The organism is Streptomyces anthophorae (genome assembly GCF_049310305.1).
Taxonomy (GTDB): Bacteria; Actinomycetota; Actinomycetes; order Streptomycetales; family Streptomycetaceae; genus Streptomyces.
On the sequence record NZ_JBLWQQ010000001.1, the window covers coordinates 3,750,166 to 3,773,795 of the forward strand.

The following is a 23,630-nucleotide window of genomic DNA, read 5'->3' on the forward strand; positions in this document are numbered from 1 at the left end:
CGGTGTCTCCGGCCGGCTCAGCCGCCGGAGCTTCCACCCTTGCCGCCGCTGCCGAAGCCGCCGCGGGTGACACCGCCGCCCGAGGACTTGGTGAAGGAGCCGCCGCCGACGCGGCTGCCCTTCTTCGAACCGCCGTAGTACCAGCTGCCGTTGACCGAGGACTTGCCGGTCGTGCTGGACGAGGACTTGCAGTACTTGTCGGAGACGACCTTGTAGCCCTTGGAGGCGTTGTAGCTGCCGCGGTCGATGCAGCGCTTGTCGACGTCGGACGAGCAGGCGGTGAGCGCGGCGGCCAGCAGGCCGACTCCGCCGAGCGCGACGGTGCCGGAGCGCAGCCGTCGTTGCGTGGTGTTGTCCGTCATGAAGTTCTCCCCCGGTGCGTGCGTGTACGTGGTTCGTGGCCCGCCCTAGGGCAGGACGCGGCACAGCGTATCCAACGCGCCCGGCCACGCGTGATCGGACGGGGTGCCGTAGCCGACGACCAGGGCGTCCGGCGCCTGCGCTGTCGCGTCCGTGTGGCGGAAGGCGGCCAGGCCGTTGACGCCGAGGCGTTGCCAGGCGGCGGCCTGCACCACGGATCGTTCGGTGCCGGGCGGGAGTTCCAGTACGGCGTGCAGTCCGGCGGCGATGCCGCTGACGCGGACGTCCGGGGCGCGCTCGGCGAGGGCGGCGACGAGCTGGTCGCGGCGGCGCCGGTAGCGCAGGCGCGCGGCGCGCACATGCCGGTCGTACGCGCCCGATTCCAGGAACTCGGCGAGGGTGAGCTGGTCGAGGACGCCGCAGGACCAGTCGGTGTATCCCTTGGCCGCGACGACCTCGTCGAGGAGCGGCGCGGGCAGCACCATCCAGCCGAGCCGCAGTCCGGGGGCGAGGGACTTGCTGGTGGTGCCGAGATGGACGACGCGGTCCGGGTCGAGGCCCTGGAGGGCACCGACGGGCTGGCGGTCGTAGCGGAACTCGCCGTCGTAGTCGTCCTCCAGGATCAGCCCGCCGGTGCGGCGCGCCCAGTCGACGGCGGCGGCGCGGCGGCGGGCGTGCAGGGCGACGCCGAGCGGGAACTGATGGGCGGGGGTCAGCAGGCAGGCCCCCTCGTCGCTCAACTCCCTTACGTCCGCGCCCTGTTCATCGAAGGGGAGCGGCCGGGTGCGCAGCCCCGGCCGGGTCAGGTACTCCCAGTGGAGATCGAGCCCGTACGACTCGACGGCGATGTCGCGCACGCCGCGCCGGTGCAGCACCTCGCCGAGCAGGATCATGCCCTGCACGAACCCGGCGCAGACGACGATCCGCTCCGGCGAGGCCTGTACGCCCCGGGCCCGGGCGAGGTAGCCGGCGAGGGCGGCGCGCAGTTCGGGGCGGCCGCGCGGGTCTCCGTAGCCGAGGGCGTCGTTCGGGGCGGCGGTCAGGGCGCGGCGGGCGGCCTTGAGCCATTCGGCGCGCGGGAACGAGGCGAGGTCGGGGCGGCCGGGCTGGAGGTCGTGGCGGTACCCGGCGAAGGGCACGCGGTTCGTGGGGCGGGCCGGGGTCGGCGCCCGTCCCGGCCGCTCGGCGACCCGGGTGCCGGAGCCCTGGCGGGCGGTGAGCCAGCCCTCGGCGACGAGGTCGGCGTAGGCGTCGGCGACCGTGTTGCGGGCGAGGCCGAGGTCGACGGCGAGGGTGCGGGAGGCGGGCAGCCGGGTGCCGGGGGCGAGCCGGCCGCCGCGTACGGCCTCGCGGAGCGCGTCGGTGAGCCCGCGACGGACCCCTCCGGAGGGGCCCGGGTCGAGATGCAGATCGATGCCGAGCGCCCGCCCGGAGACCGAATTGGCCCAAGATTCTTCCACGTAAATGGACCATACTCCTGGGCCGCTTCCCTCGTAGCTTCGAAGCATGACGAACACGAACACGAACACGAGCCCGGACCCGCACGCGAACACGAACACGAGCCCGGAATACGCCCACGAGCACACCCCCCGCCTCGACTGGTCCCGCCAGGCCCCCGAGGTCTTCAAGGCGATGATCAAGCTGGACGCGGCCGCCCGCGCGGGCGTGGACCCGAAGATCGCCGAGCTGATCAAGGTCCGCGCCTCGCAGCTCAACCGCTGCGCGCTCTGCCTCGACATGCACTCCAAGGACGCCCTCGCGGCGGGCGAGAGCGTCGAGCGGATCATCCAGCTCAGCGCGTGGGAGGAGTCGAAGCACTTCTACACGGAGAAGGAGATCGCGGCCCTCGAACTGACCGAGGCGATCACGGTCCTCACGGACGGCTTCGTGCCGGACGAGGTGTACGAGAAGGCGGCCAAGGTCTTCGACGAGAAGGAGCTGGCCCAGCTGATCGCCGCGATCACGGTCATCAACGCCTGGAACCGGTTCGGCGTCTCGACCCGCCAGTCGCCGGGCCACTACACGCCGGGCGACTTCAAGTGACGTTTCGTACGCGGGAGTTGGATGCCGGGGTCCGTACGGCTGTGCAGTCGCTGAGCGCGGCGGCGAAGAAGGGCCTCGGCGACCCGGTGCTCGCGGAACTGGTGTCGATCCGCGCCTCGCAGCTGAACGAGTGCGCGTTCTGCCTGGACATGCACGTGGACATCGCGGTCGACACGTACGGCGAGAGCCCGAAGCGCATCGCGATGCTGGGCGCGTGGCGGGAGGCGGGGGCGGCCTTCAACGACCGGGAAAGGTCTGCGCTCGCCCTGACGGAGGCGATTACGCTCCTGTCGGACGACGGCGTCCCGGACGAGGTGTACGAGTCGGCGGCCAAGCACTTCACGGCCCCCGAACTGGCCCACCTCATCGCGACGATCACCGTCATCAACACCTGGAACCGGCTGATGGTGAGCCGCCGCATCGAACCGGGAGGCCCCGCATGGTGAGTCCGAGCGCAGCCGATACGCTCCGCGCCCTGCACCACGGCCGCTCCCCCGGCGACCCGCTGGTCCTCCCCGGCCCGTGGGACGCGGCGAGCGCCCGCGTCTTCGAGGAAACCGGCTTCCCGGCCCTCGCGACGCCCTCCGCCGGGGTCGCGGCCTCACTCGGCTACGAGGACGGGCGGACCCCGGCGGACGAGATGTTCGCGGCGGTCCGGCGGATCGTGCGCGCGGTGTCGGTGCCGGTGTCGGCGGACATCGAGGGCGGCTACGGCCTCCCGCCGAAGGAACTGGTGGAACGCCTCCTGGAGACGGGCGCGGTGGGCTGCAACCTGGAGGACTCGGCACCCGATGGCACCCTCAAGTCACCGGACCAGCACGCATCTTGGCTGTCGGAAGTCCGCGCCGCGTCCGGCACCGCCATAGTCCTGAACGCCCGCATCGACACGTTCATCCGCGGCGCGTCGGACCCGATCGCCGAGGCGATCGAACGCGCCCGTCTGTACGTCGCCGCGGGCGCGGACTGCGTCTACCCGATCGGCGCCCCAGCGGACGCCGTCCCGGCCCTGCGCGCCGCCATCGAGGGCCCGATCAACGTGGGCGCCCCTCCCGGCGGCCCGTCGCCGCGCGAGTGGGGCGAACTGGGCGCGACCCGCATCACGTTCGGGCCGGGGTTGCAGCGGAGGGCGATGGGGGCGGTGAGGGAGATCGCGGAGGGGGTGCGCCGAGAACCGGGCGGGTGACGGACTTCGAGGCGTGGCTCCGGGTGGCCATCGGAGGATCGCTTCCTCAAGAAGGGGAACTGTGACGGCCTAGAACAACCCGTTCGTCGTCAGGCGTCACAGTCGCTCCTCCGGCTTCCCTAATTGAATGGGATGTTGAGCCAGGGGCTGGCCGGGTCCGTTGTCAGGATCCGGTGGGCTGTGAGCATTTCCTTGTACCAGCTGCCGAAGCGTTCCTCGTCGAAGTGGAGGCAGCGGCCCAGGATGTAGCCGCTGGAGAAGTCCTCCCAGGAGCTGTAGGTGACCGCGGACTGTTCGCCCACCTCGATCACCGCGCGTTCGGCCTCCTCGACCGTGCCGTAGCGCGCGCCGACGCCCCAGCAGGCCATGCTCGCGCCGCGCCCCAGGTCCCACGCGTCCACGGAGCGGACGTACCGGCCCTCCGCGAGGATGCCGTCGGCGCGCATCCGGGCCTCGTAGCGGGTGATCCGGCCGATGAGGTGCTGGACGCCCGCGATCTGCGCGCGGACCTCGGACTCGGGGCGGGGGTCGGTGCGGGTGACGCCGTCCGGGGTGAGGAGCGTGGCGCCCTCGGACCGTGCGCGCAGGACGTTCGCCGCCGCCTCCCGCCAGTACTCCGTCTCCACGTGGCCGCCGAAGTCCCGGGCGATGCTGTGGCGCAGGTCGAGTGCGAACTCCCAGACCGGGCTGAGGTTTTCGCGGGCCAGCAGTCGCCGCAGCGCGTCCTGCCATTCCGCGCGCGAGGTCACTCCCCACCAGCGTTCGAGCTGCTCGCGCTCGGTTTCGTAGCCGTTGCCGTGGAAGCCCAGGGCGTTCCACAGGTTGCCGTTCTTCACGCTCATGAGGGCCCCGCACGCGAGGCCGTGCGCGACCGGTCCGTGCAGCGGGCCACCGACCCGCAGTGCGCGTACCGTGCCCGAGAAGTCGGGGTTGCTCGCCCGCCGGGCGATCGTCAGCCAGGGCGCGTTGTGCGGGGGCGCCGTGTACAGCACCGTCTCGCAGGGGCTGCCCGCGTCCACGACGAGGGTGAGCGGGATGTCGCGCCAGTCCGCGAACATCTTCAGCCACACGATCTTGAAGAGCTGGTCCGCCGACGGCACGGGGAGCATGCCGTCCGTGTACAGGTACAGCACGGGCGCTCCCGTCCGCGGGTCCTCGCGGAGGTCGGGCACCAGCTCGCCCCTCTCGTCCGGGACCACCCGGAAGAACAGGTCGGCGCCTGCCAGTACTTCGTAGTACGCCGCCCAGTGCCCCCGCGCCTTCGCCTCGTACAGGCGCTGTTCCACGGGCGTCGGAGCGAACCATTCCGGCTGCGCTGCCGCGGGACCGAAAGCTGGCGGGGGCGGGCCGAAGGTCATGGCCAGAGCTTATGCAGTGCGGCCTGCCCTCAGGACGTGGACCCCAGTTCGAACCAGACCGTCTTGCCCACGCCGGCCTCGCGCGGCTGCGTTCCCCAGCTGTCCGCGAGCAGCCTCACCAGCGTCAGGCCTCGGCCCGACTCCTCCCCCCACGGACGGCGTGCGCAGGGCGGGGAGCGCCGGGCTCGCGTCCGTCACCTCCACGCGGAGGCCGCCGTCGAGGAACGCGCGGGCCCGGATCTCGCGGCCCGGTGGGACCTTCGCGTGGCGGTACGCGTTCGTCATCAGTTCGCTGAGGAGGAGTTCCGCCGTGTCTGTCGTGTCGGGCGGCAGGCCCCAGGAGGTGGCCTGTTCGCGGAAGAGGCGGCGGGCTCTCGCGACGCTGCGCGCGTGGCGCGGGAAGCGCCATTCGATGTCCTGGGGGACCGCCGTGGGGCGGGGGGTTGCTCGCATGGCCCCCACGCTCGCCTCCCGCGCGTAACCTCGGGAGTAACGGCCCGGGTACAGCGGGTAGTTGTACCTCCCGTGACCCCGGTTGAGGAGTGCGTGCGCATGTCGACGTCGACGGAGACCAATCTCGCGTGGCGGTACTGCGGCAGCCAGATCAAGATGTGGCGCACGGAAGCGGGGATCGACCGCGAGATACTGGCGAAGGAGGCCGGGTACGGCTGCGAGTACGTGAAGTCCATGGAGAACGGGCGTCGTAAGCCGACCCTGCGGCTGCTCCAGATCGCCGATCAACTGTGCGGTGCGGGTGGGAAGATCCTCGCCGCGCAGGAGTACCTGAAGCCGGAGCCACATCCACAGCGTTCCCAGGAGTACATGGCGCTGGAGAAGGACGCCATTGCCGTCGGCGTGTACCAACCTCTCCTCATCCCCGGCCTGTTGCAGGCTCCGGATTACGCGAAAGCCCTCATCGGCGCCAGTTCCCCACCGCTCGACGACGAGACGGTCGAGGAACGTGTCGCCGGGCGCCTCAAGCGGCAGGAGGCACTGACCGCCCGGCCGGGCGTCATGTTCAGCTTCGTGATGTTCGAAGCAGCACTGCGCACGGATGTGGGCGGGGCCGCCGTCATGCAACGGCAGCTGCAACACCTTCTCAACGTAGGCGCGTTGCGGAACGTGTCGATTCAAGCGCTGCCGTTCGGGCGGGCCTACGGTGTCGCGCTCAACGGGGCCATCGCGCTGCTGGAGACGGCCGACCACGAGCACTATGCGTACGTGGAAGGGCCGGAGACCAGCACCCTGTACGCCGACCCGGACAAAGTCAGTGCGCTCACACGTTCCCATGACATGATCCGCATGCACGCCCTGAGCCCCGAGGATTCGGCCGAGTTCATCAGAAAGGTGGCGGAGGCACAGTGAACGCCCGCCTGACGTGGTTCAAGTCCAGCTACAGCGACAGCCAGGGCGGCGAATGCCTCGAAGCCGCCCGCACCCCCACCCGTATCCACGTCCGCGACTCGAAGCTCGGGTCGCAAGGGCCGAGCTTCAGTGCCGAACCGGCCGCCTGGAACCGCTTCCTGGATCGCGTGCGGAGCACCTGAGCTTCGAGCTCCGGCGGTCGAGATCCGAGCTTTGCTTTAAGGGAATGGGTGGTTGGGTCTCAGCCCACCCTCCCGCCCTTCCGTCCTCAACTTCCGCCACAGCCAGTCGACATGACTTTCCGCGACCAGGTTGCGACGCAGGGTTGCGAACCTCTAGCGTTCGCCGCAACAAACAACCCCGGTCGGGTGCTGCGAACACCCGCCGGGGTCTGACCACCAAGACCGTAAAGGGCGATCTCGTGGCTGCTCAAAACCCTATCCCCGCCATGCCCTCCGCCGCACACCCCATGGCCAACCCCGGCTACGGAAAACGCGGAACCCCGGACCAAGGCCCCCTCCGGCGCGACACGTTCGCCCACCTCCCCCTCCGCGCCCGCTATCTCGCCGGGTTCGTCGACGCGCTCCCCGAGCACGCCGCCATGGACGCGAAGACGCTCGCCAAGGTCCAGCCTCTCTACGGGCAGGCAGCCGTACGGTCCGCGCTCAACGAGCTGTCCGCCGCAGGGCATCTGCGCCGCGTACGCCGGCTGTCCGACCTCGGCACCGAGAGCGGTACGACCCGCTGGGTGTTCCACACGTACTGGTCCCGCATCGCGCGCAGCGACGAGTGGTGGACCCGGTTCCTCGACGGTGACGTACCGGAGCCGGAACGCGAGCAGGAGCGGCCAACCCGGACCGATGCCTACCGACGTCTCGCCCAACTGGGCCTCCGCGAACCCCGGTTGCCCCTCTCCGCAGCGGACTGCGCGGCCCTGGAACCGGCCGCCGCCGAATGGCTGGCGCGCGAACCCGACCCGCAGCTCTTCACTCAGGCCATGACGGCCGGTCTGCCCGGCGTCGTCCACTCCCCCCGCGCCTTCGTCGCTCGCCGCCTGCGCGACAAGCTGCCACCGCACCGGGTCCGGCTCACCCCCGCCGCCACCCCGGCACAGTCTGCCCGCCGAGGCCTCATGGAGTGCACGGACTGCGGCCGCCCGGGTCGGCCCGATGCCCTGCCGGGCGGACTGTGCCGGGGGTGCCGTGCGGGCACCGGAGGGACGTGACATCGACACCGTGCTGGAAGAAGAGAGACGGCGCCGTCGTCGACGAGCCGCCTACGCCCGGCTCGCCGAGCGTGGCGCGCGCGGCGGGCTCGATCGCCTGAGCAGCGACCGGGAGGCGCGCAAAGCTGCGCTACAGCGTGGACTGTGACGGCTGACGCCAAGCATTTCGTCGTTACGCGTCACAGTCCCCCTCACGAACGACGCCGAGGCCCCGGCCGCGGGGTGCGGTCGGGGCCCCGGGGCGGGACAGCAAGCGTGGCTACTTCTTCGGGAGCCACTGCTTCCACGTCGACTTGTGGGTGTCGACCCACTTCTTCGCGGCGGCCTCCGGCGTGAGCTTCTTGTCGGCGATCAGGAGCGAGACCTCGTTCTGGTCGTCCGTCGTCCACTTGAAGTTCTTCAGGAGCTGCGCCGCTTCGCCGCCGTTCTTGGCGAAGTTGGTGTTGAGGTACTTCTGGAGCGGCGTCGTCGGATAGGCGCAGGTGATCTTCTGCGGATCGGCGTCGCAGCCCTCCTTGTACTTGGGCAGCTTCACCTCCGTCATCGGCACCTGCTTCGTGAGCCACTGCGGCGTGTACCAGTACGAGAGGAAGGGCTTCTTCGCCTTGGCGAACTGCTTCATCTGCGTGATCTGGGCGGCCTCGGAGCCAGCGAAGACGACCTGGTAGTCCAGGTTCAGGTTCTTCACCAGCGCCTTGTCGTTCGTGACGTACGACGGTGAGCCGTCGAGGAGTTGGCCCTTGCCGCCGCTCTCCGCCGTCTTGAACTGGTCGGCGTACTTGTTGAGGTTCTTCCAGTTCGTGATGTCCGGGTGCTTCTTCGCGAAGTACGTCGGGACGAACCAGCCGATGTGGCCGGTGACGCCGAGGTCGCCGCCGGGCTGGATCAGCTTCTTGTCCTTGACGTAGCGCTGCACCTGCTCGGGGTGGCCCCAGTCCTCCAGGATCGCGTCGACGCGGCCCTGGCTGAGGGCGTCCCACGCGGGAACCTCGTCGACCTGGACCGTGTCGACCCGGTAGCCGAGTTCGTGTTCCAGGAGGTATTGGGCGACCGCCACGTTCGCCTGCGCGCCGACCCAGGACTGGACCGAGAGGGTCACCGTCTTGGCGCCCTGCGCGTTGGCGAACGGGGAGGACTGCTTGGTCATGTCGGCCGCGCCGCAGCCGGTGGCCGCGAGCAGCACACCGATTCCCACGACTGCCTTGAGCGGCGTCATACGCGTACGGATACGCATGTCACGCCCCCTTTCCACCGCGGTCGCGGCGTTCCGTCGGCTGCGTCACCCGGTCCAGCATCAGGCCCAGGCAGACGATCGCGGCGCCCGCCACGAGGCCCGTGGCGAGGTCGCCCTGGGCGATGCCGAACACGACGTCGTAGCCGAGCGCGCCACCGCCGACCAGGCCGCCGATGATGACGACGGCGAGGACCAGGACGATGCCCTGGTTGACGGCGAGCAGCAAGGCCGGCCTGGCGAGCGGGAGTTGGACCTGGCGGAGCTGCTGCCCCGCGGTCGCGCCCATGGAGCGGGACGCCTCCATCGCGGCCGGGTCCACCTGTCGTAGACCCTGCGTGGTGATGCGGACGACGGCGGGCAGCGCGTAGACGACCGCCGCGGCGACGGCCGGGGCGCGGCCGACGGCGAAGAGCGCGACGACCGGGATCAGGTACACGAACTGCGGCATCGTCTGGAAGACGTCGAGGACGGGACGCAGGACGCGCTCGAAGCGCTCGCTGCGGGCCGCCGCGATACCGATCGCGAAGCCGAGCACCAGCGTGACGGCGACCGCCGCGAGGACCTGCGAGAGGGTGTCGAGCGACGGCTTCCACACGCCGAGGACGCCGACCCCCGCCATCGCGAGGACCGCGGTGAGCGCGGTGCGCCAGGTGCCGATCAGCCAGGCGAGCGCGGCGACGATCAGCAGCACCGACCACCAGGGCAGCCAGGTGAGGCCGTCGCGCACCGGGTTGAGGATGCCGGTGGTGAAGTGCGCGGCCCAGTCGGCGGTGCCGCCGATGTACGGGACACCGGAGTACAGGTGGTCCGTCATCCAGTCGACCGCGTCGTTGACGGGCGTGGCGATGTTCACGGTCCAGGCGTCGGGCCAGTCGAGGCGGTCGGTGAGGCGGCCCACGACCGCGATCACGCCGGTGCCGACGACGACGGCGAGCACGTCCCACTTCCAGTGCAGGCCGGACGGGTCGTGCGAGCCCATCCGCGCCCCGGCCGCGGCCGTGACCCGGTCCAGGATCACGGCGAGCAGCACGATCGGGATGCCGGCCGCGAGCGCGGCGCCGACGTCGACGGAGGCGAGCGCCTGGTAGACGCGGTCACCGAGGCCGCCCGCGCCGATCACGGAGGCGATGACGGCCATGGAGAGCGCCATCATGATCGTCTGGTTGAGACCGAGCAGGAGTTCCTTGCGGGCCAGCGGCAGCCGCGCCGAGAAGAGGCGCTGGCGGGCCGTGGCACCGAGCGAGGTGACGGCCTCCATCACGCCGCCGTCCGCGGAGCGCAGGCCCAGCGCGGTGAGGCGGGCCATCGGCGGGGCGGCGTAGATCACCGTGGCGAACACGGCCGCCGGGACGCCCATGCCGAAGACGAGGACGACCGGCAGCAGGTACGCGTACGCGGGCAGCACCTGCATGGTGTCGAGGACCGGGCGCAGCACCCGGTACATGGTGTCGCTGAGACCGGAGGCGAGGCCGAGCAGCGCGCCCAGGACCACCGAGGCGACCACGGCGATCACCATGAGCGCCAGCGTCTGCATGGTGGGCACCCACATGCCGAGGGCGCCGCACGCCAGGAGCGCGACAACGGCGGACGCGGCGAGGCGCCAGCCGGCCACGCGCCAGGCGATGAGGCCCGCCGCCGCGGTGACGCCTGCCCAGCCCAGTGCCAGCAGGAGCAGGTAGACGGCGCGCACGGAGACGACCACGGCGTTGCTGAGGTGGCCGAAGAAGTACAGGAACAGCGGGTTGGTGTCCCGGTTGTCGATCACCCAGTCCGTGGCGTTGCCGAGGGGCTTGGTGAGGTCGACGGTGAGGGCGTGCGGCCACGTTCCGCTGGACCACTTGGCGTTGACCAGCGGAACGAGGATCGCGGCGGCGACGGCGAGCAGCACGATCTTGCCCAGGGCGCGGTTGCGCCAGAACGGACGGGGCTGCTCAGCGGTACTGGTGGCCGAGCCGGCCGATACGGCGGTAGCCATCAGCCCGCCTCCGTACCCTCGCCGGGCTTCTCGCCCGCGTCGGCCACATCAAGCCCCTCCGGCGATTGAGGAGCGGGGTCCGGGGCAGAGCCCCGAGACGTAGGCCCGGTGCCGGCGTCGTCAGAGGAGACCCCCGCCACCACACCCAGCAGCAGCTCATGGTCGACCACGCCGACACACTCACCCTGGTCCACCACCCGCACCGCGAACCCGCTGGAAGCAACCGCCTCGATCGCCTCGGACACGGTCGCGCCCGCCTCGATCGAGGGACCGCGGTCCGCCTCGTCCGCGTCGGCGGGCCGCATGGCCCTGCGTACGGTCATGACCTGCTCGCGCGGCACGTCGCGGACGAACTCGCGGACGTAGTCGTCGGCGGGCGCGCCCACGATCTCCTCGGGCGTGCCGAGCTGGACGACCTTGCCGTCGCGCATCAGCGCGATGCGGTCGCCGAGGCGCAGCGCCTCCTGGAGGTCGTGGGTGATGAAGACCATCGTGCGGCCCTCCTCGCGGTGCAGGCGCACGACCTCCTCCTGCATGTCCCGCCGGATCAGCGGGTCGAGCGCGCTGAACGGCTCGTCGAACAGGAGGACTTCGGGGTCGACGGCGAGCGCACGCGCCAGGCCGACGCGCTGCTGCTGGCCACCGGAGAGCTGCCCGGGGCGGCGCTGCTCGAGGCCGTCGAGGCCGACCTTCGCGACGACCTCCATGGCCTTCGCGCGGCGCTCGGCGCGGCCCACGCCCTGGATCTCCAGGCCGTACGCGACGTTGTCGAGGACCGTGCGGTGCGGCAGGAGGCCGAAGTGCTGGAAGACCATGGCCGCGCGGTGGCGGCGCAGTTCGCGCAGGCGGGACTTGTCCATGCCGAGGACGTCCTCGCCGTCGATCTCCAGCTTGCCGGAGGTCGGCTCGATGAGCCTGGTCAGACAGCGGACGAGGGTCGACTTGCCGGAGCCCGACAGGCCCATGACAACGAAGACCTCGCCCCTCTTCACGTCGAACGAGACGTCGCGCACGGCGGCCGTGCAGCCGGTCTTCGCCCGCAGTTCGGCGGCGTTCAGGTCGGCCAGTTCGGCCTGGCCCGGCACGCGGTCGGCCTTCGGTCCGAAGACCTTCCACAGGTTGCGCACGGCGAACACGGTCTCGGACCCGGAATCGGTCCGCTCACCGGCGCCCGCGGAGGAAGCGGAGGACATGGAGGACACAGTCGCGTTCATCACGCATCACCACCCAGCAGTTCGGCGCACTTCTCCCCGACCATGAGCACCCCGATCATCGGGTTCACCGCGGGCATCGTCGGGAAGACGGACGCGTCGGCGATACGGATGGATTGCAGCCCGCGGACCTTCAACTGGGGGTCTACCACGGCGAGTTCGTCGTCCGCAGCACCGATGCGGCAAGTTCCCGCGGGGTGGTACACGGTGTGCGCGACCTTGCGCGCGTACTCGCTGAGCGCCTCGTCGTCCGTGACGTCGGGGCCGGGGCAGACCTCGCGCTTGAGCCAGCCGGCCAGCGGCTCGGTCTTGGCGATCTCGCGGGCGATCTTGATGCCGTCGACGAGGGTCCTGCCGTCGTAGTCGTCCTCGTCCGTGAAGTAACGGAAGTCGAGGGCGGGCTTGACCTCGGGGTCCGCGCTGGTCAGGTAGACACGGCCGCGGCTCTTCGGCTTGGGGATGTTCGGCGTCATGGACACCCCGTGCTCGGGCTTCTCGTAGCCGAGGCGCTCCGGGTTGTCCGTGAACGGGATTTGGTAGAAGTGGAACATCAGGTCCGGGCCCGTGGCCTCGGGGTCCCGCTGGATGAACAGACCCGCGTCGGAGTCCATCGCGCTGTTCTCGGGGATCGGCCCGTTCGTCTCCCAGACGATGACCGACTCCGGGTGGTCGAGCAGGTTCTCGCCGACGCCCGGCAGGTCGTGCAGGACCGGGATGCCCAGGGCCTCCAGGTCGGCCTTCGGGCCGATGCCGGAGTGCATGAGCAGACGCGGCGTGTCGACGGCGCCGGCGCACACGAGGACCTCGGTGCGCGCGGAGACGAGCTTCTCGACGCCGTCCTTGCCGCGCACGCGCACGCCGCGCGCGGTCAGGCCCGCGTCCGTGGCGTCGAACTCGAGCTTGTACGCCCAGGTCTCCAGCATCAGCGTCAGGTTGGGGCGGTCGCCCGCCTCCATGTGCGGGTGCAGGTACGCCACCGACGCGCTGGAGCGCTTGTTGTTCTCGGGGTGGTACGCGAGGTCGAAGAAGCCGACGCCGTCCTTGAACGCGCCCTTGTTGAAGCCCTCGACGCGCGGGACGCCCGTCGCGGCCTGCGCGGCCTCGACGAAGTCGCTCGCGATCGCGTTCCGGTCCTTGGCGTCGACCGGCACGATGTTGTTGCGCAGCTTGGAGAAGTACGGGTCCATCGTCTTGTGGTCCCAGCCCTCGGCGCCCGCGGCCGCCCACTCGTCCCAGTCGCCGGGCAGCGGCTTGAACGAGATGAGCGTGTTGTGCGACGAGCAGCCGCCCAGCACCTTGGCGCGGCTGTGCAGGATGTGCGAGTTGCCGCGCGGCTGCTCGGTGGTGGTGTACCCGTAGTCCAGGTCACCGCCGAGCAGGCCGAGCCAGCGGCGCAGCGTCAGGACGTCGTCGCGGTCGATGTCGCTGGGTCCGCCTTCGATGACGGCGACGGTGACGTCCGGGTTCTCGGTGAGCCGGGAGGCGATCACCGATCCCGCGGTGCCGCCACCGACGATGACGTAGTCGTAGGTGTTTTCAGACATTGCTCTGCTCAACTCCAAGGCGTTGCAAGGTGCTTCGCTTAATGGGGGCGTACGAGGGCGGGTGGGGGGCGGTCAGCCCGCGAACCAGCGGACCGGCTTCGGCGCCAGGTTCTGGTACACGTGCTTGCTCTCGCGGTACTCGGCGAGCCCGGCGGGGCCCAGCTCGCGGCCCACGCCGCTCTTCCCGAAACCGCCCCACTCGGCCTGCGGCAGGTAGGGGTGGAAGTCGTTGATCCAGACGGTGCCGTGGCGCAGGCGGCGGGCCATGCGGCGGGCGCGGCCCGCGTCGGTGGTCCACACACCGCCGGCAAGGCCGTACTCGGTGTCGTTGGCGAGCTCGACGGCCTCGTCCTCGGTGCGGAACGTCTCGACGGTGAGGATCGGCCCGAAGGTCTCCTCACGGACGACGCGCATCTCGCGGTGGCACTGGTCGAGGACGGTCGGCTCGTAGAAGTAGCCGGTGGCCGGCCGCACGTCGGAGGCCTCGGGGCGCTTGCCGCCGCAGCGCAGCACGGCGCCCTCGGCGAGCGCGGAGGCGACGTAGCCCTCGGTCTTGTCGCGCTGCTGCTCGCTGACCAGCGGGCCGCACTCGACGCCTTCCTCGGTGCCGCGGCCGAGGCGGATCTTCTCGGCGCGGCGGGTGAGCTCGGCGACGAAGCGCTCGCGCACGGACTCCTCGATGATGAGGCGGGATCCCGCGGAGCAGACCTGGCCGCTGTGGATGAAGGCGGCGTTGAGCGCCTGGTCGACGGCGGTGTCGAAGTCCTCGTCGCTCTCGCAGGCGTCGGCGAAGACGACGTTCGGGTTCTTGCCGCCGAGTTCGAGGGCGACCTTCTTGACGTCCGCGGCGGCGGCCTGCGCGACCTTGGTGCCGCTGACCAGGCCACCGGTGAAGGAGACGAGGTCGACGTCGGGGTGGTCGGCGAAGCGGGCGCCGACGGTGGCGCCGGGCCCGGTCACGATGTTGGCGACGCCCTGCGGAAGCCCGGCCTCGACCAGCAGCTCGATGAGGACGACCGTGGTCAGTGGCGTGATCTCGCTCGGCTTGATGACGAAGGTGTTGCCCGCGGCGAGCGCCGGGGCGATCTTCCAGCTCGCCTGGAGGAGCGGGTAGTTCCACGGCGTGATCATGGAGCAGACGCCGATGGGCTCGTGCACGACGACGCTGTGGATGTCGTCGGACCCGGCGTCGACGACGCGGCCCGCGCCCTCGCCGATGACGAGGTCGGCGAAGTAGCGGAAGGCGTCGGCGACGCAGTCGACGTCGACGCGGCCCTCCTCGACGGTCTTGCCCGCGTCCCGGCTCTCCAGGAGGCCGATCTTCTCGCGGTCCCGGACGAGGAGGTCGGCGACGCGGCGCAGGAGCGCGGCGCGCTCGGCGACGGGCGTCGTCGGCCAGGGGCCCTCGTCGAAGGCCTTGCGGGCCGCGGCGATGGCGGCGTCCGCGTCCTCGGTGCCGCCTTCGGCGATCACGGCGAACGGCTTGGCATCCGCAGGGTCGAGGATCTCGCGCGTGGCCCCTGCTGCGGCCCCGCGCCACTCTCCGTCGACATGAATGGTGTTCTGCACTGACACGACCTGCTTCGCCTTCCGTTCCGGGAATGTCCCCCGGTCACCGCAAACGCCCTTTCGGCGCTCTCTACGGTGACGATGCAGGCCCCTGCCCTGGGCCGGGGAAAGCATGCGCGAACGCTGACCAAAAGTGCGCTGCATCACCGTAAGCGCAGAATAAAACGGGACAAACGAAAGCGCCCGTGGCGGGTCGTGATCGACCCGCCACGGGCGGTTCCCGCCCCGCGGGAAGCAGGGCTCAAGCGAGGGCGGAACTCAGATGAGGCCCAGGCCGCGCACGGCCTCGCGCTCGTCCACCAGCTCCTGCACGGACGCGTCGATGCGCGTGCGCGAGAACTCGTTGATCTCCAGGCCCTGGACGATCTCGTACTTGCCGTCCTTCGTGGTGACGGGGAAGGACGAGATGATGCCCTCCGGGACGCCGTACGAGCCGTCCGACGGGATGCCCATGGAGGTCCAGTCGCCCTCGGCCGTGCCGTTCACCCACGTGTGCACGTGGTCGATGGCGGCGTTGGCGGCGGAGGCGGCGGAGGACGCGCCACGGGCCTCGATGATCGCGGCACCGCGCTTGGCGACGGTCGGGATGAAGTCCTCGGCCAGCCACTTCTCGTCGTTGCCGATGGCCTCGATGGCGGGCTTGCCCGCGACCGTGGCCTGGAAGATGTCCGGGTACTGGGTCGCCGAGTGGTTGCCCCAGATCGTCAGGCGCTGGATGTCGGCGACGGTGGCGCCCGACTTCTTCGCGAGCTGGGTCAGCGCGCGGTTGTGGTCGAGGCGGGTCATCGCGGTGAAGCGCTCGGCCGGTACGTCCGGGGCGGCGGCCTGGGCGATCAGCGCATTGGTGTTCGCCGGGTTGCCGACGACCAGGATCTTGACGTCGTCCGCGGCGTTGTCGTTGATGGCCTTGCCCTGCGGCTTGAAGATGCCGCCGTTGGCCTCGAGGAGGTCGCCGCGCTCCATGCCCTTCGTACGCGGGCGGGCGCCGACGAGGAGGCCCACGTTGGTGCCGTCGAAGGCGACGTTCGGGTCATCGGTGATCTCGATGCCCTGAAGCAGCGGGAAGGCGCAGTCGTCGAGCTCCATGGCGGTGCCCTCGGCGGCCTTGAGCGCCGGGGTGATCTCCAGGAGACGCAGTTTGACCGGCACGTCCGCGCCGAGCAGCTGGCCGGAGGCGATGCGGAAGAGCAGTGCGTAGCCGATCTGGCCGGCGGCGCCGGTGACGGTGACATTCACGGGAGTGCGGGTCATGGCGTTCTCCGTAAGGACAGCAGGTCAATTTGATCGATCTCTTGGTATCAAGAGATCCGTTCGTCAGGCTATCGCGCCCCGCCCGAAGGGGAACCACAGGTACATGTGGCCCGCCCCACAGCACACTCGCGCGCACCAGCACCCGAACACAGGAACGGCCGCCGAGCCCGGGAGAGGTTGGCTCAGGCGGCCGCCGTGGGGGTGCTCCTGCGCGCTCCCGTGGGGGTAGTGCTGCGCCTTCCCCGAAGCGGCGCGGCCATGCCCCGTTCGTGCGGAGCTACTTGGTGCAGCCCTTCTGTCCGCTCGCGAGCGTCACGCACGCCTTGACGTCGGAGGCCGCGTCCACGGCCATCATCGGTGTGTACGCGTCCGTGTCCGAGGCGCTGACCGTGCCCTTCTTCGAGGACGCGGTCCCCTTCTGGAGCCGCACGACGTCCCCGGGCGCCGCGCCCTGGATCCGGCCCCACGCCGCCTTGCACGTCTTGCTGTAGCGGACCTGGACGGTGACGGAGCCGATCACGGCCTCCGTCGAGTTCAGGGCGAGGTCGCCGCCGCAGTTCATGGCCTCCGGGTCCTTGCCGCCGCAGCCCGCGCCCACGCACTTGACGCCCGCGGGCAGTTGGGGCGCGCTCGCGCTCGGCGAGGGCGACTTCTTGGCCTCGGGCTCGCCCCCCTTCCCGTTCAGCACGAAGAAGCCGATGGCGATGATCAGGGCCGCGCCCAGGGCCCCGGCCCCGAACATCAGCAGCCTGCGGCGGCCGCCCCCGCCGCCCGGCACCGCACCCGGCGGGGGCCCCTGCGGGGACAGCACGGGCGGCGGGCCGAACTGGTCCACGCTCGGCGCCGCCGCCTGCGGCGGGACGGTCGGGCTCTTCGCCCTGGCCTGCTCGGCGGGTCCGGCCTGCCTGGCGGGCTTCGCGGCCTTGGCGGGCTTGGCGGGCTTGGTCTGCGTGGTCTGCGCAGGCCCCCCGAACTCGCCCAGCGCGGCCCGCGCCTGGGATATCCGGATGGCTTCCATGGTCATGTCGTGGCGCATCTCGGAGCGGCTCCACGCGCGCTCCGCGAGCTCCCACATCGTCGTCAGATGAACGGGATTGGTGCCGGTCACCTCGGCGAGCGCGACGATGGCACCCTTGGGCGCGAGCAGCCTCCCGTTCAGGTACCGCTCCCACGAGGTCTTGCTGTACCCGGTACGGTCCGCGAGCGCGGCGATCCCCAGGCCGCTGCGGTCCACAAGCCGGCGCAACTGCCCGGCGAACTCCCTGACCTGTGGGTCGAGTTCATCCGGAAGCGCCTTCCAACGAGGCATATCGCCCTTCCCCCTATTCCCCCCGCGAGCCGTGTTCCCCCGCGCCGCGCGTCGCGCTTCGGCCCCCACTGGCTACCCATTGGGATGCGGGAAACCAGGATGTCAGTTCCCGGTCCGGGGGCGTATGGGGTCATTCGACAGCGTGCACCGGGCCCTGCGTGCGGAAAACCCCGAGAACGTGCCGGAGATCACCACAAAAGGAGGCGGGGCCTCCAATGGGGAGGCCCCGCCTGTCACTTGGGGTCGTCAGCGGCTCACCGACGGCTCATCGGCGGCCCGTCGACGACTCAGCGCACCGTGAAGTGCAGCGTGTCCTGAAGAAACGGAATCGTCAGCCAGGGGTTGGGCTGCGCCATCATCGCCAGCAGCACGATGACGATGCCGAGGCCCGCGCACGTGATCATGTCGGTGAAGCGCGAGCGCACGGCCAGCATCCCGACGTCCGGCAGCAGCCAGCGCAGCACGGCCCCGCCGATCAGCGCGATCCCGACCAGCATCGTGCCGACGCGGAACAGCCCGAAGGCCGTGAGCAGCAGCCCGAGCGCGGTCACCGAGAGCACGGCGATCAGCGGCCACTGGCGGGCGGGCGCGGGCGCGTCCCCGCCGGCGGCCCGGCCGCCGCCCTCGGGGCGGGCGGTGTCGCGCGTGAAGAGCGGGAAGCGCCGGCTGCCGGGCTTCTTCGCGTCCTCGGCGGCACCCTCGGCCCCCATGGCGGCGCCCGCCGCGTCAGCCGACACCGTTCGCGTCCCGTTCGGCGGCCTCGACCACGTTCACGAGGAGCTGGGCACGGGTCATCGGTCCCACGCCGCCCGGGTTCGGCGAGATCCAGCCCGCGACCTCGGCGACGCCGGGGTGCACATCGCCGACGATCTTGCCGTTCTCGTCGCGCGAGACACCGACGTCGAGCACGGCCGCGCCGGGCTTCACGTCCTCCGGCTTGACCAGGTGCGGCACGCCCGCGGCGGCCACGATGATGTCGGCCCGCTTGAGGTGCGCGGACAGGTCGCGGGTGCCGGTGTGGCACTGCGTCACGGTCGCGTTCTCGGACTTGCGGGTGAGCAGCAGCGGCATCGGGCGGCCGATGGTGACGCCGCGGCCGACGACGACGACCTCCGCGCCCTTGATCTCCACGCCGTGCTTGCGGAGCAGCGTGATGATGCCGTACGGGGTGCAGGGCAGCGGCGCCGGCTCGTTGAGGACGAGGCGGCCGAGGTTCATGGGGTGCAGGCCGTCGGCGTCCTTGTCCGGGTCCATCAGCTCCAGGACGCGGTTCTCGTCGATGCCCTTGGGCAGCGGGAGCTGGACGATGTAGCCGGTGCAGGCCGGGTCCTCGTTGAGCTCGCGGACGACGGCCTCGATCTCCTCCTGCGTGGCCGTCGCGGGCAGCTCGCGCTGGATCGACGCGATGCCGACCTGCGCACAGTCACGGTGCTTGCCCGCGACATACTTCTGGCTTCCGGGGTCCTCCCCTACGAGGATCGTGCCGAGCCCCGGCGTGACCCCCTTCTCCTTCAGCGCCGCCACGCGGGCGGTCAGATCGGACTTGATCGCGGCTGCGGTGGCCTTGCCATCGAGAATCTGGGCGGTCATGGCGCCATTCTCGCAGGGCGGTGTGTCATGACCCAAGTTCGCCCCTGGCCGGTTCTCGTACCTTCGCTTGACACCACGCTCTTCCGGGCGCCCCACATTGCACTTGCACAACAAGTACACCCGTCGGCTGGACAGTCTTCCCGCGCGCGCGGGAACATGACCGATGCATTGCCGCGGGAGTGACTGGGAGGCGGCGGCAGGGGGGCAGCTCGGGGGAGTCCGTTTACTCGCGCGGCCAGGTACCTGGCCCGTTCCTCTTCGCTGTCCGCGTCGTCCCCGCGTAGTCAACGGAGGAACACGCGCCATGAGTTTCGGCGATCCGAACAACCCCTACGGCCAGCAGCCCCAGCAGCCGCCGCAGAACAACCCCTACGGCCAGCAGCCGCCCCAGCCGGGCCCGTACCCCCAGCAGGCGCCGCAGGGCGTTCCGCCGCAGGGCTACGGCTACCCGCAGCAGCAGCAGCCCGGCCAGCCCTACGGGTACCCCCAGCAACAGCAGCCGGGGCAGCCGTACGGCGCGTACCCGCAGCAGGGCGGCCCGGGCGGTTACTTCCCGCAGTCGGGTCCTGGCGCGCCCGCCTCGATGGGCCGCCGTCTCGGCGCCCGCGCCATCGACGGCGCGCTGATCGGTGTCATCTACGGCATCGTCTCCGTCGTCGGCCTCGTCGGATCCGCGTCGTCGGTCAGCGACTGCGACCCGTACGCGTCGGACTACGAGTCCTGCGTGAACGACGCGTCGTCCAATGTGATCGTCGCCATGTTCGCGGTCCTGGGTGTCCTCGCGGCGATCATGTTCCTCTACGAAGCGATCATGATCTCCACGGTCGGCGCCACCCTGGGCAAGCTCGCCGTCGGCGTCCGCGTCATCAACGCCGAGACCGGTGCCAAGCCGAGCTTCGGCGCGGCGCTCGTGCGCTACCTGATCCCGATGGTCGGCGCGTTCGTCTGCTACATCGGTGCGCTGCTCGTCTACCTGTCCCCGTTCTGGGACAAGTCGGGCCGCCTTCAGGGCTGGCACGACAAGGCCGCGAAGACGGCCGTCGTCACGAACTCCTGACGCGGTCCGCGAACGAAAGGGCCCGCCGGTCTCGACCGGCGGGCCCTTCGTCGTGCGCTGCGCTGATCAACTGCCGTGGATCAGCTGCCGCGGATCAGTGGAAGAAGTGGCGCGTGCCCGTGAAGTACATGGTCACGCCCGCCTTCTTCGCGGCCTCGACGACCAGCTCGTCGCGGACCGAACCGCCCGGCTGCACCACGGCCTTGACGCCCGCGGCGGTCAGGATCTCCAGGCCGTCGGGGAACGGGAAGAACGCGTCGGAGGCGGCGTACGAGCCGCGCGCCCGCTCCTCACCGGCCCGCTCGACGGCGAGCTTCGCGGAGTCGACGCGGTTGACCTGGCCCATGCCGACACCGACGGAGGCGCCGTCCTTGGCGAGCAGGATCGCGTTGGACTTGACCGCGCGGCAGGCCTTCCAGGCGAACGCCAGCTCGTCCAGCTCGCCCTGGGAGAGGGCGTCGCCGGTCGCGAGGGTCCAGGAGGCGGGGTTGTCGCCGTCGGCCTGGAGGCGGTCGGTGACCTGGAGGAGCGCGCCGCCGTCGATGGGCTTGACCTCGGCGGGGTGCGAGGGCGCGGCCGGGGCCTTCAGGACGCGGAGGTTCTTCTTCTTGGTGAGGGCCTCGAGGGCGCCGTCCTCGTAGTCGGGCGCGACGATGACCTCGGTGAAGATCTCGGCGACCTGCTCGGCCATCTCCTTGGTGACCGGCCGGTTCACGGCGATGACGCCGCCGAACGCCGACAGCGGGTCACAGGCGTGCGCCTTGCGGTGCGCCTCCGCGACGTTCGAGGCGACGGCGATGCCGCAGGGGTTCGCGTGCTTGATGATCGCGACGCAGGGGTCCTCGTGGTCGTACGCGGCACGGCGCGCGGCGTCCGTGTCCGTGTAGTTGTTGTACGACATCTCCTTGCCGTGCAGCTGCTCGGCCTCGGCGAGACCGGCACCCGAGCCGTCGACGTAGAGGGCGGCGGGCTGGTGCGGGTTCTCGCCGTAGCGCAGGGTGCTCTTGCGCTCCAGGGCGGCGGCGACGAACTCGGGGAACTGCGAGTCGTCGGCGGGCGCGTAGGAGCCGGCGAACCAGCTCGCGACCGCGATGTCGTACTCGGCGGTGTGCCGGAACGCCTCGGCGGCCAGGCGCTTGCGGGTGGCGAGGTCGAAGCCGCCGTCCTTGGCGGCCGCGAGGACGTCCGCGTACCGCTCGGGGCTCGTGACGATCGCGACCGACGGGTGGTTCTTGGCGGCGGCCCGGACCATCGAGGGGCCGCCGATGTCGATCTGCTCGACGCACTCGTCGGGGGTGGCGCCGGAGGCGACGGTCTCCCGGAACGGGTACAGGTTCACGATCACCAGGTCGAAGGGCTTCACGCCGAGGTCGGCGAGCTGCTTCTGGTGGTCCTCCAGGCGCAGGTCGGCGAGGATGCCGGCGTGCACCTTCGGGTGCAGGGTCTTCACGCGGCCGTCGAGGCACTCGGGGAACCCGGTGAGCTCCTCGACCTTGGTGACCGGCACGCCGGCTCCGGCGATCTTCCCGGCGGTGGAGCCGGTGGAGACCAGTTCGACGCCCGCCTCGTGGAGCCCGCGCGCGAGCTCTTCCAGGCCGGTCTTGTCGTAGACGCTCACCAGTGCACGGCGAATGGGCCGCTTGTTCTCGGCGCTCACGGGATAACTACCTTTCGTCCCTCAATGCTGAAGCCGTGACGGGCGAGCCGCCCCACGACATCGACGAGCAGCGTGCGCTCGACTTCCTTGATGCGCTCGTGCAGAGCGCTTTCGTCGTCCTCGTCCCGGATCTCGACCACGCCCTGGGCGATGATCGGGCCGGTGTCGACGCCGTCGTCGACGAAGTGGACGGTGCATCCGGTGACCTTGGCGCCGTACGCGAGCGCGTCCCGCACACCGTGCGCACCGGGAAAACTGGGCAGCAGGGCGGGGTGCGTGTTCACGAACCGCCCGCCGAAGTGGGCGAGGAACTCCTTGCCCACGATCTTCATGAACCCCGCGGACACCACCAGGTCCGGCTCGTACGCGGCGGTGGCCTCGGCGAGCGCCCGGTCCCACTCCTCGCGGGTGGCGTGGTCCTTCACGCGGCACACGAAGGTGGGCAGGCCCGCGCGCTCGGCGCGCTCCAGGCCCGCGATGCCCTCACGGTCGGCTCCGACGGCCACGATCTCGGCGCCGTACGCGTCGGTCCCCTGCGCCGCGATCGCGTCGAGGAGTGCCTGGAGATTCGTTCCTGATCCGGAGACCAGCACGACGAGGCGCTTGGCCTTGGCCACGACGGGGCCCTTTCTAGGGGAGCTACGGTGCGCGGTCGGCCTGTGGGGCAGCGTCTTTGTGCGTTCGCATGAACGCTTCGCCTTCCCCGATACGGGGAACCCTACGAAGCGGCCGACCGGCTGCAACGATACCGGCATCGCCGACGGCCCCCACGGGACGGGGGCCGGGCCGCCAGGTAGCGTCGGCGGAACGGAACGCTGGGCGGCCATCGGACGTTGACGTGAAGAACGCGCCACGCCGAGCCGCACCAGCGGTCCCGTGACCGACGACCTAGGGGAAGACGCACATCTGATGCCGGACCGAAGCCTTCGCCTCACGCTGCCCACCGGCGCCGTCCTGCCGCGCGAAGGCCGACCCACGCCGCCGTCGCCGCCGTCCAAGGAATCGGACGAGCCCCGGGACAGCAATCCGTTCGCACCGCCGGCCGAGGGCACGCCCGACAGGCCGTGGCAGCCGCGCCGCCCGGAGGGCTCGGACTCCGACTCGGACTCCGGTTCCGGACAGGGCGGGGGCGGCGCACCCTGGGGCGGCCAGTGGAGCGACCGGCAGCCGGGCCGCGCCCAGGGCGGCCGCTTCGGCGACCGTCCGGGCAACGGCGGGAACGGCGGCCCCGAGGGGCAGAACGGCGGGCAGGGACCGGGCCCCGGCGGCATGCGCTGGGACCCGACGGACCCGGCGCAGCGCCGCGCGCGCTTCGCGCTGCTCTCCGGCATGTGGGGCTTCTTCTTTGCCCTCTTCAGCTGGCCTTACGTGGCGCTGCTGCTGGGCGTGCTCGCCCTGTACTGGGGCGTCAGCGCGCTGCGCATGAAGCCCCGCCCGGCGGACCCGGACACCCCGGCCCCCGCGGCGGCCCGCCCCGCGGGCTCCGAGGCGGCGCGCCCGCAGACGACGGCGGCGATCAGTGGCCTGGTCACGGGGGCGCTCGCGCTCGCGATGGTGGCGTCGCTGTTCACGGCGAAGCTCGTGTACGCCGACTATTACGAGTGCCGGGCGGACGCGTTGACCGGTGCGGCGCAGAAGTCCTGTGAGGACCTGTTGCCGAAGGAGCTGCGGCCGTTGCTCGGCGAGCGCTGAGGCGGGG

At 71.0% G+C, this 23,630-nt stretch carries 23 protein-coding genes; 8 read left to right on the top strand and 15 right to left on the bottom strand.

Going from position 1 to position 23,630, the window contains the following annotated elements; translation table 11 throughout:
• Nucleotides 1-17: 17 nt before the first annotated feature.
• Together ACNYS0_RS16710 and pdxR are read right to left on the bottom strand one after the other, a co-directional pair.
• Entirely contained in the window at nt 18-362 is a 345-nt protein-coding gene (locus ACNYS0_RS16710; protein WP_422474517.1) for a hypothetical protein, read from the bottom strand.
• Nucleotides 363-407: 45 nt separating this feature from the next.
• The gene (pdxR, locus tag ACNYS0_RS16715; protein ID WP_422474519.1) at nt 408-1,820 is read right to left on the bottom strand and encodes a MocR-like pyridoxine biosynthesis transcription factor PdxR; all 1,413 of its coding nucleotides are present in this window, start codon (nt 1,818-1,820) and stop codon (nt 408-410) included.
• Nucleotides 1,821-1,866: 46 nt separating this feature from the next.
• On the opposite strand from pdxR, the gene ACNYS0_RS16720 reads away from it, so the two are divergent.
• Genes ACNYS0_RS16720 through ACNYS0_RS16730 form a run of 3 tightly spaced genes read left to right on the top strand, consistent with a single transcriptional unit; the run spans nt 1,867 to nt 3,586 of the window.
• Nucleotides 1,867-2,403, top strand: a complete 537-nt coding sequence (locus ACNYS0_RS16720; protein WP_422474521.1) for a carboxymuconolactone decarboxylase family protein — start codon at nt 1,867-1,869, stop codon at nt 2,401-2,403.
• Entirely contained in the window at nt 2,400-2,849 is a 450-nt protein-coding gene (locus ACNYS0_RS16725; protein WP_422474523.1) for a carboxymuconolactone decarboxylase family protein, read from the top strand. The genes ACNYS0_RS16720 and ACNYS0_RS16725 overlap by 4 nt, the downstream gene beginning before the upstream one ends.
• Nucleotides 2,843-3,586, top strand: coding sequence for an isocitrate lyase/PEP mutase family protein (locus ACNYS0_RS16730; RefSeq protein WP_422474525.1), 744 nt, complete (start codon nt 2,843-2,845; stop codon nt 3,584-3,586). The genes ACNYS0_RS16725 and ACNYS0_RS16730 overlap by 7 nt, the downstream gene beginning before the upstream one ends.
• Before the next feature lie 119 nt (nt 3,587-3,705).
• On the opposite strand, the gene ACNYS0_RS16735 is transcribed toward ACNYS0_RS16730, so the two are convergent.
• Nucleotides 3,706-4,872: a DUF1266 domain-containing protein gene (locus ACNYS0_RS16735; RefSeq protein ID WP_422474527.1), complete on the bottom strand. Its 1,167-nt coding sequence runs from the start codon at nt 4,870-4,872 to the stop codon at nt 3,706-3,708.
• Nucleotides 4,873-4,953: 81 nt separating this feature from the next.
• Nucleotides 4,954-5,397, bottom strand: a complete 444-nt coding sequence (locus tag ACNYS0_RS16740; RefSeq protein WP_422474529.1) for an ATP-binding protein — start codon at nt 5,395-5,397, stop codon at nt 4,954-4,956.
• A 99-nt stretch (nt 5,398-5,496) separates the two neighbouring features.
• Between ACNYS0_RS16740 and ACNYS0_RS16745 the strand changes: the two genes are divergently transcribed.
• The 3 genes from ACNYS0_RS16745 (at nt 5,497) to ACNYS0_RS16755 (ending at nt 7,534) form a co-directional block, all read left to right on the top strand.
• A complete protein-coding gene (locus ACNYS0_RS16745) occupies nt 5,497-6,309 on the top strand; it encodes a helix-turn-helix domain-containing protein (RefSeq protein ID WP_422474530.1) in 813 nt (270 codons plus the stop codon).
• Nucleotides 6,306-6,491: a DUF397 domain-containing protein gene (locus ACNYS0_RS16750; protein ID WP_422474532.1), complete on the top strand. Its 186-nt coding sequence runs from the start codon at nt 6,306-6,308 to the stop codon at nt 6,489-6,491. The genes ACNYS0_RS16745 and ACNYS0_RS16750 overlap by 4 nt, the downstream gene beginning before the upstream one ends.
• Nucleotides 6,492-6,757: 266 nt before the next feature.
• On the top strand, nt 6,758-7,534 hold the full coding sequence (locus ACNYS0_RS16755; RefSeq protein WP_422474534.1) for a hypothetical protein: 777 nt from the start codon (nt 6,758-6,760) through the stop codon (nt 7,532-7,534).
• Nucleotides 7,535-7,793: 259 nt separating this feature from the next.
• Here the strand turns inward: ACNYS0_RS16755 and ACNYS0_RS16760 are convergent, their stop codons facing one another.
• The 9 genes from ACNYS0_RS16760 to ACNYS0_RS16800 form a co-directional block, all read right to left on the bottom strand.
• Nucleotides 7,794-8,768 carry an ABC transporter substrate-binding protein gene (locus ACNYS0_RS16760; protein ID WP_422474536.1) on the bottom strand — a complete coding sequence of 325 codons (975 nt, stop codon included), beginning with the start codon at nt 8,766-8,768 and terminating at the stop codon, nt 7,794-7,796.
• Nucleotide 8,769: 1 nt separating this feature from the next.
• Nucleotides 8,770-10,743, bottom strand: coding sequence for an ABC transporter permease (locus ACNYS0_RS16765; RefSeq protein WP_422474538.1), 1,974 nt, complete (start codon nt 10,741-10,743; stop codon nt 8,770-8,772).
• Nucleotides 10,743-11,936: a quaternary amine ABC transporter ATP-binding protein gene (locus ACNYS0_RS16770; protein ID WP_422474540.1), complete on the bottom strand. Its 1,194-nt coding sequence runs from the start codon at nt 11,934-11,936 to the stop codon at nt 10,743-10,745. The genes ACNYS0_RS16765 and ACNYS0_RS16770 overlap by 1 nt, the downstream gene beginning before the upstream one ends.
• A 20-nt stretch (nt 11,937-11,956) precedes the next feature.
• On the bottom strand, nt 11,957-13,498 hold the full coding sequence (locus tag ACNYS0_RS16775; RefSeq protein ID WP_422474542.1) for a GMC family oxidoreductase: 1,542 nt from the start codon (nt 13,496-13,498) through the stop codon (nt 11,957-11,959).
• A 72-nt stretch (nt 13,499-13,570) separates the two neighbouring features.
• Nucleotides 13,571-15,073 carry an aldehyde dehydrogenase family protein gene (locus tag ACNYS0_RS16780; protein ID WP_422474544.1) on the bottom strand — a complete coding sequence of 501 codons (1,503 nt, stop codon included), beginning with the start codon at nt 15,071-15,073 and terminating at the stop codon, nt 13,571-13,573.
• A gap of 252 nt (nt 15,074-15,325) precedes the next feature.
• Nucleotides 15,326-16,318: a malate dehydrogenase gene (locus ACNYS0_RS16785; RefSeq protein ID WP_422474546.1), complete on the bottom strand. Its 993-nt coding sequence runs from the start codon at nt 16,316-16,318 to the stop codon at nt 15,326-15,328.
• A gap of 277 nt (nt 16,319-16,595) precedes the next feature.
• Nucleotides 16,596-17,627, bottom strand: a complete 1,032-nt coding sequence (locus ACNYS0_RS16790) for a helix-turn-helix domain-containing protein (protein WP_422474548.1) — start codon at nt 17,625-17,627, stop codon at nt 16,596-16,598.
• Between the two features lie 287 nt (nt 17,628-17,914).
• Nucleotides 17,915-18,337: a DUF3017 domain-containing protein gene (locus ACNYS0_RS16795; protein WP_422482679.1), complete on the bottom strand. Its 423-nt coding sequence runs from the start codon at nt 18,335-18,337 to the stop codon at nt 17,915-17,917.
• Nucleotides 18,338-18,353: 16 nt separating this feature from the next.
• Nucleotides 18,354-19,217: a bifunctional methylenetetrahydrofolate dehydrogenase/methenyltetrahydrofolate cyclohydrolase gene (locus ACNYS0_RS16800; RefSeq protein ID WP_422474550.1), complete on the bottom strand. Its 864-nt coding sequence runs from the start codon at nt 19,215-19,217 to the stop codon at nt 18,354-18,356.
• 304 nt (nt 19,218-19,521) lie between these two features.
• Between ACNYS0_RS16800 and ACNYS0_RS16805 the strand changes: the two genes are divergently transcribed.
• Nucleotides 19,522-20,274: an RDD family protein gene (locus ACNYS0_RS16805; protein WP_422474552.1), complete on the top strand. Its 753-nt coding sequence runs from the start codon at nt 19,522-19,524 to the stop codon at nt 20,272-20,274.
• 94 nt (nt 20,275-20,368) lie between these two features.
• Here the strand turns inward: ACNYS0_RS16805 and purH are convergent, their stop codons facing one another.
• Together purH and purN are read right to left on the bottom strand one after the other, a co-directional pair.
• Nucleotides 20,369-21,931, bottom strand: coding sequence for a bifunctional phosphoribosylaminoimidazolecarboxamide formyltransferase/IMP cyclohydrolase (gene purH, locus ACNYS0_RS16810; protein WP_422474553.1), 1,563 nt, complete (start codon nt 21,929-21,931; stop codon nt 20,369-20,371).
• Nucleotides 21,928-22,548: a phosphoribosylglycinamide formyltransferase gene (gene purN / locus ACNYS0_RS16815; protein WP_422474555.1), complete on the bottom strand. Its 621-nt coding sequence runs from the start codon at nt 22,546-22,548 to the stop codon at nt 21,928-21,930. The genes purH and purN overlap by 4 nt, the downstream gene beginning before the upstream one ends.
• 292 nt (nt 22,549-22,840) lie before the next feature.
• Here purN and ACNYS0_RS16820 point away from each other — a divergent pair, with 292 nt between their 5' ends.
• Nucleotides 22,841-23,623, top strand: a complete 783-nt coding sequence (locus ACNYS0_RS16820) for a hypothetical protein (protein ID WP_422474557.1) — start codon at nt 22,841-22,843, stop codon at nt 23,621-23,623.
• Nucleotides 23,624-23,630 lie beyond the last annotated feature (7 nt).

Bases quoted from the DNA above. Each gene is read 5' to 3' on its own strand.
- ACNYS0_RS16730 (WP_422474525.1), top strand. From the start codon at position 2,843: ATGGTGAGTCCGAGCGCAGCCGATACGCTCCGCGCCCTGCACCACGGC.
- ACNYS0_RS16740 (WP_422474529.1), bottom strand. From the start codon at position 5,397: ATGCGAGCAACCCCCCGCCCCACGGCGGTCCCCCAGGACATCGAATGG.
- ACNYS0_RS16790 (WP_422474548.1), bottom strand. From the start codon at position 17,627: ATGCCTCGTTGGAAGGCGCTTCCGGATGAACTCGACCCACAGGTCAGG.
- ACNYS0_RS16775 (WP_422474542.1), bottom strand. From the start codon at position 13,498: ATGTCTGAAAACACCTACGACTACGTCATCGTCGGTGGCGGCACCGCG.
- ACNYS0_RS16800 (WP_422474550.1), bottom strand. From the start codon at position 19,217: ATGACCGCCCAGATTCTCGATGGCAAGGCCACCGCAGCCGCGATCAAG.
- ACNYS0_RS16720 (WP_422474521.1), top strand. From the start codon at position 1,867: ATGACGAACACGAACACGAACACGAGCCCGGACCCGCACGCGAACACG.
- ACNYS0_RS16795 (WP_422482679.1), bottom strand. From the start codon at position 18,337: ATGGGGGCCGAGGGTGCCGCCGAGGACGCGAAGAAGCCCGGCAGCCGG.
- ACNYS0_RS16820 (WP_422474557.1), top strand. From the start codon at position 22,841: ATGCCGGACCGAAGCCTTCGCCTCACGCTGCCCACCGGCGCCGTCCTG.
- ACNYS0_RS16765 (WP_422474538.1), bottom strand. From the start codon at position 10,743: ATGGCTACCGCCGTATCGGCCGGCTCGGCCACCAGTACCGCTGAGCAG.
- ACNYS0_RS16760 (WP_422474536.1), bottom strand. From the start codon at position 8,768: ATGCGTATCCGTACGCGTATGACGCCGCTCAAGGCAGTCGTGGGAATC.
- ACNYS0_RS16710 (WP_422474517.1), bottom strand. From the start codon at position 362: ATGACGGACAACACCACGCAACGACGGCTGCGCTCCGGCACCGTCGCG.
- ACNYS0_RS16755 (WP_422474534.1), top strand. From the start codon at position 6,758: ATGCCCTCCGCCGCACACCCCATGGCCAACCCCGGCTACGGAAAACGC.
- ACNYS0_RS16745 (WP_422474530.1), top strand. From the start codon at position 5,497: ATGTCGACGTCGACGGAGACCAATCTCGCGTGGCGGTACTGCGGCAGC.
- ACNYS0_RS16805 (WP_422474552.1), top strand. From the start codon at position 19,522: ATGAGTTTCGGCGATCCGAACAACCCCTACGGCCAGCAGCCCCAGCAG.
- ACNYS0_RS16770 (WP_422474540.1), bottom strand. From the start codon at position 11,936: ATGTCCTCCGCTTCCTCCGCGGGCGCCGGTGAGCGGACCGATTCCGGG.
- ACNYS0_RS16785 (WP_422474546.1), bottom strand. From the start codon at position 16,318: ATGACCCGCACTCCCGTGAATGTCACCGTCACCGGCGCCGCCGGCCAG.